The following is a 14,085-nucleotide window of genomic DNA, read 5'->3' as shown; positions in this document are numbered from 1 at the left end:
TGGCTGCCATCGTTGTTCTATCTAGCTCTATCAGTTGACCAACGTCAGTTCGATGTCAAAGATCAAATTCGAGTTGGCCGGGATGCCAGTCTGCGCCGCAGAGCCGTAGCCCAGGGTCGCGGGAATGTAGACCGTACGTTTTCCGCCGACCTTCATGTCCTTCACACCCAGGTTGAAGCCGGGGATAACTTGCAGCGGCGACGCGTCGATCACGAACTGCAAAGCGGGCTTCGCGGGTGTGGTATCGCGGTTGGTATCAAACTGTTTGCCCTTGCCGCCAGTGGCCGTGCCATCATACAGATAGCCGGTATAGACGACAGAAACCGTTTTGCCGGCCGTCGCGGCGGTGCCCGTACCCGCCAAAACTTCGGTGATGGCCAACGTCGTGCCACCCGGCTGATTAGGCAACTGGTTAGGCTTGATGACGCTGATCAAGCGCAGTTCGTAGACCAGCGGCGAATTGGCCGGTAGCGCGGCGTAGGGGACGCCCAAGACCGTTTGCGCCGCGCGCACCGTGGCGCCGTAGGCCAGATTGGCCGGCAGGGTGGCCAGACGCACACCACCGACACGCATGCCGGCGACGGCCAGGTCCCAGCCATTCGGCACGATGCCGCCCACGCCCAGCGTGAACGGCGGCGCCGTGGTGCCGCTGTCGATCGAGCTTTCCACCTTGTCGCCGATGCCGTCCGGCTTGGCGGCGTTGTACAGGTAGCCGGTGTAGGCGACGGCGACCAGGTCGCCCTTCTCCGCCACAGGAGCGCTGGCCGGACCGACCGTGACATCCTTGACCGCGTAGGCCGGCTGCGGCACCACGACCGGATCGGATTTTTTCGAACCGCCACCGCAGGCCGTCAAGATCGCCAGGCAGGCAACAGCAACAATAATGTGAAACTTCGATTTCATGATGACCTTTGATGAACAGTTCATATTCGTGCAAGCTTTTAGGAGCAGAAGTTTAGCAGACGCCGGCACCGCCGCCCCAAGCACTACATTCGGTTACATCTTTTAGCGCCGATTGTGTGCTTATATTTCCACTTGCGTGCCAAGTTCGATGACGCGGTTGGGCGGAATCTGGTAGTAGTCGGCCGCGCCGCGGGCGTTGCGCGACATCGTCACGAACAGATGCTCGCGCCATGGCGCCATGCCGTGGCCGGGGGTCGAGATGACCGTCTGGCGGGCGATGAAGAACGACGTTTCCATCATCTCGAACGGCAGGCCCAGACACTCGCACTGCGCCAGCACCTTCGGAATATCCGGTTCGTCCTTGAAGCCGTAGAACACATTGACCTGGTAGCACTGGTGTCCGAGGTCGATCACCTTGACCTGCTCGGCCTCCGACACCCACGGCTCCTCGACGATATGCACGGTGAAGAACACCACCCGCTCGTGCAGCACCTTGTTGTGCGACAGGTTGTGCAGCAGCGCGTGCGGCACGCCGTCGCTTTCGCCGCGCAGGAAGATCGCGGTGCCGTAGACGCGCGTGGGCGGCGCCACGAACAGCGACGACAGGAACTCCTCGAGCGGAATCGCGTGCTTTTGCAGATTCTTGAACACCAGTTCGCGCCCGCGCTTCCAGGTCAGCATGATGGTGAACAGGATGATCGCCAGCAGCAGCGGGAACCAGCCGCCGTGGAACAGCTTGAGCGTGCTGGCCGAGAACAGCAGGATGTCGATGACGACGAAGAAGCCGGTGGCGCCAAAGCACAGCCACAGCGGCAGGTGCCAGCGGTAGCGGATCACGAAGAACGTCAGCACGGTGGTGCACAGCATGGTGGCCGTGACCGCGATGCCGTAGGCGCCGGCCAGCTTGTCCGACGAGCCGAAGCCGATCACCGCCATCAGCACCACCACCAGCTGCAGCCAGTTGACCGCCGGGATGTAGACCTGGCCGATCTCGGTGGCGGAGGTGTGCAGGATGCGCATGCGCGGCAACAGGCCCAGGGCGATGGCCTGCTTGGTCATCGAGAAGGTGCCGGAGATGGTCGCCTGCGAGGCGATCACCGCCGCCATCGTCGACAGCACCACCAGGGGGTAGACGCTCCATGAACCCAACTGGTTGAAGAACGGGTTGGACACCGCCTCCGGGTGCGTCAGCAGCAGCGCGCCCTGGCCCAGGTAGTTCAGCGCCAGCGCCGGGAACACGATCAAAAACCAGGCCGCGCGGATCGGTTTTTTGCCGAAGTGGCCCATGTCGGCGTACAGCGCCTCGGCGCCGGTGAAGGCCAGCACCACCGCGCCCAGCGCGACGAAGGCGATCATGCGGTTCGCCAGCATGAAGTGGAAGGCGTGCAGCGGGTTGAGCGCGTACAGGATTTGCGGCGCGGCGACGATGTTGATCACGCCCATGACGGCCAGCGCCACGAACCAGATCACCATGATCGGCCCGAACCAGCGGCCGATGCCGGCCGTGCCCTGGCTTTGCAGCGCGTACAGCGACACCAGAACGATGATCGACAGCGGCACGATGTACTGCTCCAGGCCCGGCGCGGCCACTTCCAGGCCCTCGATCGCGCCCAGCACCGAGATGGCCGGCGTGATGACGCTGTCGCCGTAGAACATGGTGGCGCCGAACACGCCCACCAGCATCAGCGGAAAATGCCAGCGCGGCGCGGCCTTGGTGACGGAATTGAGCGCCAGCGCCATCAGCGCCATGATGCCGCCCTCGCCGCGGTTGTCCGCGCGCAGCACCAGGGTGACGTACTTGAGCGAGACGATCATCGTCAGGCCCCAGAAAATCAGCGAAATGATGCCCTGCAGGTTGAATTCGTTCAACACCAGGCCGTGATCGGGGTCGAAGATGGTCTTGAGGGTGTAAAGGGGGCTGGTACCGATGTCGCCGTAGACGATGCCGACCGCCGCCAGGGTAAGGGCGGCGACACTGCTTTTCTTGTGTTGCTCGGTCAAGATTGCACCTGTTGTTGTTTTGGTGCGTTGCACAATAGGATAACTATTTGCAAAAGGCAAGGAGATTTTGGCATACGCAGGCATTCCAATTAGTCAATAGCGTCAGTGTACGCTGCTGTGGCCGCGAGCGCGAGCATGGCGCGCTGCCGGGACGTCGTTGTTGCCCTGCGGCCAGCAAGCCCGGGTTAATTGGGCGATAATGTCGGCCCGCCCCTTTACGCCGCTGCGCACCATGAATCCAGGTATTGCCTACGCCGCCTTTGCGTTCTTTTGCTGGGGACTGTTCCCGCTGTATTTCCACGCGCTGGCCGAGGTGCCGGCGCTGGAAATGCTGGCGCACCGCATGCTGTGGTCGCTGCTGTTCCTGGCCATCGTGCTGACCGCGCGGCGCCAGTGGAAGTGGCTGCCGCAAACCCTAGGCCGGCCGCGCGTGCTGGCCAGCTTCGTCGCCAGCGCCGTGCTGCTGTCGGCCAACTGGTTCGTCTATATCTGGTCGGTCAACAACGGCCACGTCATCGACGCCAGCCTCGGTTACTTTATCAATCCGCTGGTCAATGTGCTGCTGGGCGTGGTGGTGCTGAAGGAAAAACTGCGGCGCGCACAATGGGTGGCGATCGGCGTGGCGGCCTGCGGCGTGCTGTGGCTGACGTGGACGGCCGGCCAAGTGCCGTGGATTGCCTTGATTTTGGGCATCACTTTCGGCTCCTATGGCCTGCTGCGCAAAACGGCTGCGCTCGCCGCGCTCGAGGGCCTGTCGCTGGAAACGATGATCCTGTTTCCGCTGGCGCTGATCTATGTGGTCTGGCTGACGATGAACGGCCATAACACCTTCGTCAACAGCGAGTTCGACAGCACCCGCTGGCTGCTGGCGGCGGCCGGGCCGATCACGGCCATTCCGCTGCTGCTGTTCGCCGCCGGCGCGCGCAAGATTCCAATGGCCGCGCTGGGACTGCTGCAATACCTGTCGCCGACCATGCAGGCGCTGCTGGGCGTGTGGGTGTTCCACGAAGCGTTTCCGCCGGCGCGCCTGCTCGGCTTCGTCATCATCTGGGCCGCGCTGGCGCTGTACGTGGCAGAGGGACTGTGGAGCAGCCGGCGGGCGCCGGCTGCCTAGTTGCCAAGTTGTCGGCTGGCGATCAGCCTTCGCGGCGGCGGCGCGCCATGGCGCCCACGCCTGCGAGGCCGGCCAGCAGCATCGCGTAGGTGGACGGTTCCGGCACGGCCGATACGCCGTCCGAGACCGACACGTTGTCGAGCAAAGCGCCGCGCAGGTCGCCGCCCAGGTTATGGAAACTGAACGACGCCACGCCGTCGATCAGCGGGGTGTACCACAAGGACAGCGTGGTCAGCGGTTGATTGTCCTGCACGTTGAAAATCTGCGACGTGCTGCCGAAGGCCACCACCACCGTGTCCACGCCCCACGAGCGCTGATTGCCGGCCAGGTCGAAGCGCAATTCGTAGGTGGTCCCGGCGGTCACGTACACCGAGTTCACGAACAGGCCGCCGACATAGCTCGTGCCGTCGAGATCGACGAAATTGCCGCTGTTCGATACCTGTGGATACCAGCCTGGGGTTTCCACATCCACCGTGCCGACCGGCACTTTCCAGCCATGCAGGAAATCGGTCTTGTTGCCTGCCGCGTAATCGTTGTTGAAATCGTCGTAAAAGATGGTGCCGGCTTGCGCCGCCTGCGCGCCAAGCAGAGCGGCCGCAAGGGCCAGTGTGCGAATAAACATTGTAATCCCCGTATTGGTTATGGAAATTACAATGTAACATATCTAAAAGTTAATTATCATTATATTAATTTAACGAATGGGCGTCAGCAGGTGTTCCAGCTGATCGGGTTTGCCGGGGACGCGTTCCAGACGCGGGTAGCGCAATGAGCCGTAATAGGGAATCAGCACGGTTTGCTGCTGGCCGTCGGCCTCGAAGCCGAGCGAAATCGGCTGGTTGGTCGCGGCCGCCGTCTTGATCGCCTGCTTGAGCGCGTCGTCGCTGTACGGCTGTCCGCCGACCGTGGTCAGTTTGGCGCCGATGCCGACGCCGGCGCGGAACGCCGGTCCCTCCCACGCCACCGTCCTGACCACGCCTTTCTTGCCCACGGTGAGCCCGAGCGACGCGCTCAAATCCATACCGCGGACGTTGAAGCCCTCGTTTTGAACGAAATATTCGGTCGGCTCGTCGGTGTAGACCAGGCGGTAGCCGGCGCGCCCCAGGCCGTCGAGCAGGTGGCTGTCATCGTGGGCGCGCAGGCGCGTGTTGAAATACCCGGCCCAGTCGTGGGGCGCGATGGCGTTGAGTCCCTTGCAGACGTCGGCGAAGCTGTAGGTGCTGGTGGCCAGCGCGTTGCCACCCACCCCGAAGAAGGCGCCGGCGAAATCGGCCAGGCTTTTCTTGCCGCCGGTGCGCTCCCGCAGCAGCATGTCGACGTCCAGCCACAGCAGCACGCCCTCGCCGTAGTAATCTTCGCGCCGCTGCCAGTCGCGCCATTGCATCTGGCGTCCGGGCATGTACAGCGGGTCGTTGGTGCTGTCCGCCAGCGACTTCCACTCGCGCCCGCTGCGGGCGACGGCGTTGGCGGCATCGACGGCCAGCGCGTCCAGCGTTTGCTGGCGGGTGCGGAAACCCAGTTGCGCGGCCACCACGCGGCCCCAGAATTCGGTCTGCCCCTCGTACACCCAGAGCAGACTGCCGCGCACCGGCTGGTTCATCGTCGGCGACCACAGGTCGGCCGGCTGGCGGAAGCGGCCGTTCCACGAGTGCGCGTACTCATGCACGATCAGGTCGGCCATCGGCAGATGCGCGTCCGGCCGGGTGAAAAAGTCGAGCGCGAGGTTGTTCTCGCTCGACTCCTGATGTTCGCGCCCTCCGGCAGACGGCAGGATGTCGGACAAGGTCAGCAGGAAATCGTAATGGCGGTAGTGCTGCGAGCGGAACAAGCCGGGCAGCGCGGTGGCCAGCGCGCGGTATTTGTCCAGCAGGGCCGGCGGGATGGCCAGCGCGGCTTCATTGTCGGCGATCATGTTCAGACGCACCGGACGGGCGGCGCCGGGCGTGAGTTCGATGCGCTTGAAGTAGCGCCCCGCATGCACCGGCGCATCGACCAGGTCCTCGAACGTGGTGGGTTTGAACGACACCAGCTGGTCGTGGACGGCGGCCGTCTCCAGCGAGGTGGCGTACTGGAATTCCGCCGGCAGTTTCAGTTCCGCCCGCACGGCGATGTTGCGGATGAACCAGCCGGCCGGATACAGCGCGACTTTTTGCCACGGCAAGGTCAGCATGTCGCGGCTCATCAGCACGTTGCCGGCGGTGGGCGACAGGAACTGGAATTCCACCTCCAGTTCGCGCGCGCCGGCGGGAACGTCGATATGGAAGGCGTAGGGATCGCCGCCATCGCGCAGCCATTCGATGCGCCGCCCGCCGGCCTTGACGATCAGGCCGGCCAGCCCGGTCAGCTCCTGGGTGGCCGAGTGGCTGTCGGTTTCCCACTGAGGATACATCAGCACCATCTTCCCCCGGCCTTGGACGGGGATGGTTTGGCGCACGCGCAGGATTTTATGAACCTGGTCGGTGGCATCGACGCTCACCTTGATCTCGCCCTTGAAGGGGATGTCGCGCGGCGCCGGCAAGGCGGCGGTGCCCGCCGTGGCCGCTGCCGCGGCGATGCAAAACAGGACTGCGCAAATCGTATTTTTCATGGATGTTGATGTGAATAAAGAACAGTCGTGATGAGCACGATCCGTGCCATCGCTAAGTCCTTGAATTTGCTGAAACCGGGTGTCCGGATGCGCGCGCAATGTGTCCGGCGCTGTCCGCTGCGCCTATAATGCTGGATACGGATTATCCCTTACTCTCTTGAAAGCTCCCCCTGAATGGCAAATTACGTCTACACCATGAACCGCGTGGGCAAAATCGTCCCGCCCAAGCGCCAGATTCTGAAAGATATTTCGCTGTCCTTCTTCCCAGGCGCAAAAATCGGCGTGCTGGGTCTGAACGGCTCGGGTAAGTCGACCTTGCTGAAAATTATGGCAGGCATCGACACCGACATCCAGGGCGAAGCCGTGCCAATGCCGGGCCTGAACATCGGCTACCTGCCGCAGGAACCGCAGCTCGATCCGGAAAAAACCGTGCGCCAAGAAGTCGAATCGGGTCTGGGCGAAGTGTTCGAGGCGCAAGCCAAGCTGGAGGCCGTGTACGCCGCCTACGCCGAAGAGGACGCCGATTTCGACGCGCTGGCCACCGAGCAGGCCCGTCTGGAAGCGATCATCTCGACCTCCGACGGCGGCAACCTGAACCTGCAACTGGAAATGGCCGCCGACGCGCTGCGCCTGCCGCCATGGGACGCCAAGATCGGCGTGCTGTCGGGCGGCGAGAAGCGCCGCGTGGCGCTGTGCAAGCTGCTGCTGTCGAAGCCCGACATGCTGCTGCTCGACGAACCGACCAACCACCTGGACGCCGAGTCCGTCGAATGGCTGGAGCAGTTCCTGCTGCGCTTCCCCGGCACCGTGGTCGGCATCACCCACGATCGCTACTTCCTCGACAACGCCGCCGAATGGATCCTGGAACTGGACCGCGGCCATGGCATTCCATGGAAGGGCAACTATTCGTCGTGGCTGGATCAGAAGGCCAACCGCCTGAAGCAGGAAGAATCGACCGAATCGGCGCGTCAAAAAGCGCTGGCCAAGGAATTGGAATGGTCGCGCCAGAATCCAAAGGCGCGCCAGGCCAAGTCGAAGGCCCGCCTGGCCCGCTTCAACGAGCTGAGCGAATACGAATACCAGAAGCGCAACGAGACCCAGGAGATCTTCATCCCGGTGGCCGAGCGTCTGGGCAACGAAGTCATCGAATTCAAGAACGTCTCGAAAGCGTTCGGCGACCGCCTGCTGATGGACAACATCTCGTTCACCATCCCGCCTGGCGCCATCGTCGGCATCATCGGCCCGAACGGCGCCGGTAAATCGACGCTGTTCAAGATGGTGGCCGGCCTGGACCAGCCGGACAGCGGCGAAGTGGTCATCGGCCAGACCGCCCGCGTCTCGCTGGTGGACCAGAACCGCGACACCCTGAGCGACAGCAAGAGCGTGTTCGAGGACGTCTCCGGCGGCGCCGACATGCTCACCGTCGGCCGCTTCGACATGCCGTCGCGCGCCTACCTGGGCCGCTTCAACTTCAAGGGTTCCGACCAGCAGAAGATCGTCGGCAACCTGTCCGGCGGCGAACGCGGCCGTTTGCACCTGGCCAAGACCCTGCTCAAGGGCGGCAACGTGCTGCTGCTCGATGAACCGTCGAACGATCTGGACATCGAAACCTTGCGCGCGCTGGAAGACGCGCTGCTCGAGTTCGCCGGTTCCGTGCTGGTGATCTCCCACGATCGCTGGTTCCTGGACCGTATCGCCACGCATATCCTGGCGTTCGAAGGCAACTCGCAGGTCACCTTCTTCGACGGTAACTATCAGGAATACGAAGCCGACAAGAAGAAACGCCTGGGTGAAGAAGGCGCCAAGCCGAAACGTATCCGTTACAAACCGCTTACGGTATAAGCGGTATTAGCGCGGCCGGCCGTTTTCCTGCCGGTCTCGCGGCCAGATCGTTGCGCAACGCCGTGGCGGCTGTCGCGGCCTGTGCGGTCGCGCGGCTGATCTGGTTCAGGCCGGCGACGACGTCGCCGACGCGGCCGACCACCTCGAAGCCGTCGCAGATGGGACAGTAACGGATCATCCCGGCCGCTAGCGCGGCGTCGTGTAGCGCGTCATCGATGGGCGGGCGGACGTCGCGTATGCCGGTGGCGAGGATCACCGTCGACGCCTCGATCAGCCCCTTACCCGTGTGACAGAGAAAGCCGTCGCCGGACCGCTCCACCGCCTCGACTTCGGCAGCGGCGATGCGCGCGCCGTAGCGCACGGCCTGCTCGCCGATGCGGCGGACAAAGTCGCGGCCGCTAATGCCGTCGGGGAAACCCGGGTAGTTTCTCGTCAGCGGGATCGACGCCGCCCGGCCCGCGCCCCGGTCAACGACCTGGACGGTCAGCCGGAAGCGCGCGAGATAGAGCGCGGCCGTCAGTCCACCGGGGCCGCCGCCGATGACGAGGCAGTCGACGCGCTGGCGCTCTTGCCATTGTTCGAGCGCCATTGTCAGGCTCCGCCGGGACGCGGGTTCTCTGCCGTCCCGGAGGCCAGCGCCAACGCCAGCGTATCGATATATTCGCGGATCTTCGCCACCTTGCCGTTTCGAACGGTGATGGCGAAGACAAAACGGTCATCGAATGCCTTATTCGTCGCTTTGACCGTTCCCCTGGCAAAGCCGACGACGACAACGCGGTCCGCCTGCGCGATGAATTCGAGCGGCTCTGGGTAGGAGATGTCCACCACGTCGCCAGCCTTCTTAAACAATGCGGTCAATCCCGCGTGCCCGCAATGCGTGCCGGCCAGCGCCCACTCGCCCGGAACGATCCACTCGACATCGCTGGCGGTGGACGCCAGCAAAGCTTGCAGGTCACCGCTTCGGAGCGCGTCAAACGCATCTTTCACAAGCTGGATATTCTCTTCGGTGCCCATCGAAATTCCTCCCTATTCGTTACCAGAAACCGTGTCCGCGAACAGCGCGGACACGATCGCAATACGCCGGGACTTCAGCGTCAGTCGAACTTGACCAGGTCCTTGAAGATCAGCTGGCCCCAGCTATTGCCGCGCGCGTGCACCAGCAATCCCCCTTCCGCGAGACCGCCCAGTTTGACCGGCGCGAAGCCGAACTTTTGCGCCAGCGTGGCGACTTCCGTCGCCGCGCCGTCGTCGTCGCTGGCCAGGAAGACCACGCGCTTGCCGCCGTGGACGGCCGGATCTTGCTCAAGCACGCCGGCGACCAGATGGTTGAAGCCTTTGACCAGTTTTGCACCGGTGAACGCCTGTGCGACCACCTTGGCGGAGGGCTGACCGCCCAGTTGCTCGGGCGGCACGCCATACGCGTTGGTGACGTCGACGATGGTCTTGCCCTTCCAGCTCGACAGCGCCCTGGCGACATCCGAATGCGACTCGAACCGGACCGCCAAAAAGATGACGTCGGCCTCGACGGCGTGCGCCAGTGTGGCCGGCTTGATCCCGGGACCGATCGCGGCTGCGTCGGCGGCAAAGCTGGCCGGGTCGCGCGTGGTGGCGACGGCTACCTCGATGCCGCTGCGGGCGAATGCCTTGGCCAGCGCCTTGCCGACGCTGCCGAAGCCGATAATTGCGTAAGTCATAGATGCTCCTTTCGTGCGCCTGCCTGGCGCATCACAGTTGAGCCAGGCCGCCGTCGACGGCGAGCTCGCTGGCGGTCATGAAGCTGCTGTCCGGCGACGCCAGGAAGGCGGCGGCCGCGCCGATCTCGGCCGGATCGGCCATGCGCTGGAGCGGCGTCATCGCGGCGTAGACCTTTTGCCCCTCCTCGCCCAACGCCGCCTTCGCCAGCTCGGTCGCCGTCGCCCCGGGCGACAGCACGTTGACGCGGATGCCGGTGCCCTTCAGATCTTCCGCCCAGGTGCGGGCCAGGTTGCGCACCGCCGCCTTGCTGGCGCTGTAGGCGCTCATGGTCGGGGCGCCCGTGGTGCCGGCGCTCGAGCCGGTCAGGATGATCGACCCGCCCTGGCCCATCAGCGGCAACGCCTTCTGGACTGTGAAGATCGTGCCCTTGACATTAGTGTCGAAGGTTTCGTCGATGTGGGCGGCGGTGATTTCGCCAAGCCGGCCCTGGCTGCCCGCGCCGGCATTGGCGAAGACGATGTCCAGGGTGCCGCGCTCGGCCTTGACCGCCGCGTACAGCCGGTCGAGGTCGGCCTCGTCCGAGACCGAGCCCTTCACCGCGCGGGCGTTGGGGCCAAGCTCGGCGACGGCGGCGTCGAGCGCGTCCTGGCGGCGGCCGTAGAGGAAGACGAAGGCGCCCTCCTCGATGAAGCGTTTGGCGGCGGCGCGGCCGATGCCGGTGGCGCCGCCGGTGATGACGGCGGTTTTTCCATTCAGTCTGGTCATGACAGGTGTCCTTTTCGTTGCAGGGTGAAGGAAGCAGGGATTGCTTCCTTGACGGCCAATATAACGAGCTGCTAACCTAAGGACAAGTATGCACTTTTTGGTAAGTACCCCTTTTTTGGAAAAATGATGACGACCTATGAAACCTGCGGCACCGGTGGTTTTTCCTGCGGGCTCGACGCCACCTTGCGCATCATCTCGGGCAAGTGGAAACCGCTGATCCTGTTTTTCCTGCGCGACGGCCCCAAGCGCTACGGAGAGCTCAAACGGCTGACCCAAGGCGTCAGCGACAAGGTGCTGATCCAGCAATTGAAGGATTTGGAGGCCGACCACGTGATTGCACGGAACGACTACCGGGAGGTGCCGCCGCGCGTGGATTACTCGCTGACGCCGCTGGGGGGCAGCTTGGCCGAGGCCATCGTCCCGCTGTGCACGTGGGGAAGCGAGCACATGGCCGAAATGGCGGCCATCTTCGCCCGCCGCGCCAGTTTGCCCGAGGAGGATGTGGAACAGGCGCCGCGCCGGCTGATCAACAAGCTACGCTGACATCGCGCACGCGGCGCGGAACGAAAAAAGCCACCTCGCGGTGGCTTTCTTGCTGCTATTGCTTGAACGCTTGAAACTTAGAACGCGTAACGCAGGCCCGCCGTCACAGCGCCGCTCTTGCGACCGGTATCGATGTCGTTCTTGCCGTAGTTTTCATATTCCAGCGAGACTTTGACGTTTTTGTTGACGGCATATTCAGCACCGACCGACGCGTACAGCGCGGTCTTGTCCTTGTCGCCGCTCACCGTCGAGAAACCGGTGGTGGTCACTTCGTTGGTGTTGCGCGCCACGCCCAGCTTGCCGAACAGCGCGATCTGCTGGTTCACAGGCCAGGTGCCCTTGCCGGCCAGGTAGTAGGAGTGCGCATCGGTGCGCACGCCGCCAGGCAGGCCGTTGGAGGTGTAGTTGTACGACTTTTTACCGAAGTCGGTATAGCCCGCTTCCACAGCCCAGGTCTGGTCGATGTTGTAACCACCGTAGACCTTGCCGCCGGCCTTGTAGCCGCTGTGGTTGTCGCCGCTCAGCGCGTTTGGCGCGTTGAACTCGTAACGGCTGCCCACCACGCCGGCGCCGATGTAACCGGTGCCTGCGTCATCGGCGAAGGCGGAAGTGGCGCTCAGGGCGGCAGCGGAAGCGACTAATGCGAACAGAATTTTTTTCATGATATCGATCTTTCAGCAAAATGATTGAAGTGGGACTTGCTTGGGATCGCAGTTCTTTGAATTGCGATGTGTTCAAGATAGCACTCCGACCATCGTCCGTCACGACCGAATTAGTAATAAGTGTGACCAAGTGTAAGCCATATGTTTCATGGTATAATAGCCGCTTCACCAAACTTAAGCCAAGCTTAAGAAGTCTTAGAATTCCTCCCAATCGGAGGTTGCGGTGCTTGCCGCAGCCTTGGTTTTGCCGGCATCGGTCACACGTAGCGGCGCCTTGGCCGGTCGGGCGGGCGGCTTGGCAAGTGCCGGACGGGACACCGGCGCGGCGGGCGCGGCCAGCGCCACGTGCCGCTGCTCCAGCCGGAACACGCTGACCACCTGCGACAACCTCCTGGCCTGGTCCTGCATCGATTCCGACGCCGCCGCCGACTGCTCCACCAGCGCCGCGTTCTGCTGCGTCACCTGGTCCATCTGGACGATCGCCTCGTTGATCTGCTCGATACCCGTGGTTTGCTCGCTGCTGGCCGCCTGGATGTCGGCCATGATGTCGGTCACCCGCTGGATGCTGGCAACGATCTCGCGCATCGTCACGCCGGCCTGGTCGACCTGTTTGGCGCCGGCGTCGACCTTGCTCACCGAATCGTCGATCAACTGTTTGATTTCCTTGGCCGCCGCCGCCGAGCGCTGCGCCAGGTTGCGCACCTCCGTGGCCACCACGGCGAAACCTCGGCCCTGCTCGCCCGCGCGCGCCGCCTCAACCGCCGCGTTCAGCGCCAGGATATTGGTCTGGAAGGCGATGCCGTCGATGACGCCGATGATGTCGGCGATCTTGCCGGACGATTCGTTGATCGCACCCATCGTGCCGATCACCTCGTCCACCACCGCGCCGCCCTTTTGCGCCACCTCCGAGGCCGACAGCGCCAGATGGTTGGCCTGGCGCGCGTGGTCGGCGTTCTGCTTGACGGTGGAGGTCAGCTCCTCCATCGAGGAGGCGGTCTCCTCCAGCGCGCCGGCCTGCTGCTCGGTGCGCGCCGACAGGTCCTGGGTGCCGCTGGCGATCTGCGACGAGGCGGTGGCGATCATGTCGGTACCGGCGCGCACCTCGCCGACGATGCCGCCGAGGCTGTCGCGCATGGTTTTCATGGCGAACAGCACGCTGTCGTGGTCGTTGTGGCGCAGCGCGACGTCGACGGTGAGGTCGCCGCCGGCGATTTTTCCGGCCACGTCGGCGGCATAGGCGGGTTCGCCGCCCAGCTGGCGCGTGAGCGCGCGGGCGATCAGCGCACCCAGACCGAGGCCGAGGCACAAACTACCCAGCACCAGGCCGATCATCAGTTCCTGGCTCGATTCGAACAGCTCGGTAGTCTCGTCAGATTTCTGCTTGGCGCGTGCCTCCTTGATCCTGGTCATCGCGGTCAGCATGTCGTCCAGCACGTCGGCCTGCTTGCGCGCGGCCACCAGCATCCCGGTCAGTTCATCGCTGCGCTGCGCCAGCGGCTCGGCCTCCGCCCGGGCGAGCGCGCGCGACAGCAATTGCTTGTACTCGCGCGAAGAGCTGGTGTAGTCGTCGAGCAGTTTTTTCCCCTCCTGGCTGATGAACAAGGGGCGCGCCTTCTGCAAATAGTCGTCGACCGTGGACAGGTATTTGTCGATGTCGCGGCGATGCCCGGCACGCTCCTGGGTGGTGGTGGCCAGCAGGAAGCTGTTGCGCGACCTGCCCGCGTAGATCAGGTTGATATTGGCTTCCTTGATGTACGAAAGGCCCATCAGGTCCTCCGAGTACATGCTGTCGGCCTGGTCGTTGATATCGCCCATGCTGAAGATGCCGATGCAGGCGACGATCGCGCCCAGTATCGAGACGAACACAAATCCCGCGATCAGCTTGGTACCCACTTTCATGCTTCTAAACATAACGCCTCCCGTTTTGAGAAGGCAAAGATAGCAGCGGAAACGGCGGCTGTATTCCTCGAAAAACC

The 14,085-nt window shown here is 63.6% G+C and carries 12 protein-coding genes and 2 pseudogenes; 3 read left to right on the top strand and 11 right to left on the bottom strand.

Annotated elements, in window-relative coordinates:
- Positions 1-30: 30 nt before the first annotated feature.
- Together NHH73_02135 and NHH73_02130 are read right to left on the bottom strand one after the other, a co-directional pair.
- Positions 31-903, bottom strand: coding sequence for an FKBP-type peptidyl-prolyl cis-trans isomerase (locus tag NHH73_02135; protein USX27118.1), 873 nt, complete (start codon positions 901-903; stop codon positions 31-33).
- A 120-nt stretch (positions 904-1,023) separates the two neighbouring features.
- A complete protein-coding gene (locus NHH73_02130; GenBank protein ID USX27117.1) occupies positions 1,024-2,904 on the bottom strand; it encodes a potassium transporter Kup in 1,881 nt (626 codons plus the stop codon).
- Positions 2,905-3,136: 232 nt separating this feature from the next.
- Here NHH73_02130 and rarD point away from each other — a divergent pair, with 232 nt between their 5' ends.
- Positions 3,137-4,018 carry an EamA family transporter RarD gene (gene rarD, locus NHH73_02125; GenBank protein ID USX27116.1) on the top strand — a complete coding sequence of 294 codons (882 nt, stop codon included), beginning with the start codon at positions 3,137-3,139 and terminating at the stop codon, positions 4,016-4,018.
- A gap of 22 nt (positions 4,019-4,040) precedes the next feature.
- Here rarD and NHH73_02120 read toward each other — a convergent pair whose 3' ends face one another.
- Positions 4,041-4,640: a PEP-CTERM sorting domain-containing protein gene (locus NHH73_02120; GenBank protein USX27115.1), complete on the bottom strand. Its 600-nt coding sequence runs from the start codon at positions 4,638-4,640 to the stop codon at positions 4,041-4,043.
- Positions 4,641-4,709: 69 nt separating this feature from the next.
- Positions 4,710-6,602, bottom strand: coding sequence for a peptidase M61 (locus tag NHH73_02115; protein ID USX27114.1), 1,893 nt, complete (start codon positions 6,600-6,602; stop codon positions 4,710-4,712).
- A gap of 174 nt (positions 6,603-6,776) precedes the next feature.
- Between NHH73_02115 and ettA the strand changes: the two genes are divergently transcribed.
- Positions 6,777-8,444, top strand: coding sequence for an energy-dependent translational throttle protein EttA (ettA, locus tag NHH73_02110; protein ID USX27113.1), 1,668 nt, complete (start codon positions 6,777-6,779; stop codon positions 8,442-8,444).
- On the opposite strand, the gene NHH73_02105 is transcribed toward ettA, so the two are convergent.
- The 4 genes from NHH73_02105 to NHH73_02090 all read right to left on the bottom strand — a co-directional run bounded on the left by NHH73_02105 (position 8,434) and on the right by NHH73_02090 (position 10,904).
- On the bottom strand, positions 8,434-9,033 hold the full coding sequence (locus NHH73_02105; GenBank protein ID USX27112.1) for an NAD(P)/FAD-dependent oxidoreductase: 600 nt from the start codon (positions 9,031-9,033) through the stop codon (positions 8,434-8,436). The genes ettA and NHH73_02105 overlap by 11 nt on opposite strands.
- A gap of 2 nt (positions 9,034-9,035) precedes the next feature.
- Positions 9,036-9,458, bottom strand: a complete 423-nt coding sequence (locus NHH73_02100) for a nuclear transport factor 2 family protein (protein USX27111.1) — start codon at positions 9,456-9,458, stop codon at positions 9,036-9,038.
- Positions 9,459-9,538: 80 nt separating this feature from the next.
- On the bottom strand, positions 9,539-10,138 hold the full coding sequence (locus NHH73_02095; GenBank protein USX27110.1) for an NAD(P)-binding domain-containing protein: 600 nt from the start codon (positions 10,136-10,138) through the stop codon (positions 9,539-9,541).
- Positions 10,139-10,169: 31 nt separating this feature from the next.
- A complete protein-coding gene (locus NHH73_02090; protein ID USX27109.1) occupies positions 10,170-10,904 on the bottom strand; it encodes an SDR family oxidoreductase in 735 nt (244 codons plus the stop codon).
- 123 nt (positions 10,905-11,027) lie between these two features.
- On the opposite strand from NHH73_02090, the gene NHH73_02085 reads away from it, so the two are divergent.
- Positions 11,028-11,447, top strand: coding sequence for a helix-turn-helix transcriptional regulator (locus NHH73_02085; protein ID USX27108.1), 420 nt, complete (start codon positions 11,028-11,030; stop codon positions 11,445-11,447).
- Positions 11,448-11,524: 77 nt separating this feature from the next.
- Here the strand turns inward: NHH73_02085 and NHH73_02080 are convergent, their stop codons facing one another.
- The 3 genes and pseudogenes from NHH73_02080 to NHH73_02070 all read right to left on the bottom strand — a co-directional run bounded on the left by NHH73_02080 (position 11,525) and on the right by NHH73_02070 (position 14,008).
- Complete coding sequence (locus tag NHH73_02080) at positions 11,525-12,109, bottom strand: outer membrane beta-barrel protein (protein USX27107.1); 585 nt, start codon at positions 12,107-12,109, stop codon at positions 11,525-11,527.
- Between the two features lie 195 nt (positions 12,110-12,304).
- Positions 12,305-13,234 (bottom strand): annotated as a pseudogene (locus NHH73_02075) (methyl-accepting chemotaxis protein).
- A 291-nt stretch (positions 13,235-13,525) separates the two neighbouring features.
- Positions 13,526-14,008, bottom strand: a pseudogene (locus NHH73_02070) (MCP four helix bundle domain-containing protein).
- Positions 14,009-14,085: the final 77 nt, after the last annotated feature.

It is taken from the genome of Oxalobacteraceae bacterium OTU3CINTB1 (assembly GCA_024123955.1).
GTDB lineage: Bacteria > Pseudomonadota > Gammaproteobacteria > Burkholderiales > Burkholderiaceae_D > Rugamonas.
This window is presented reverse-complemented; position numbering and strand designations above follow the sequence as displayed.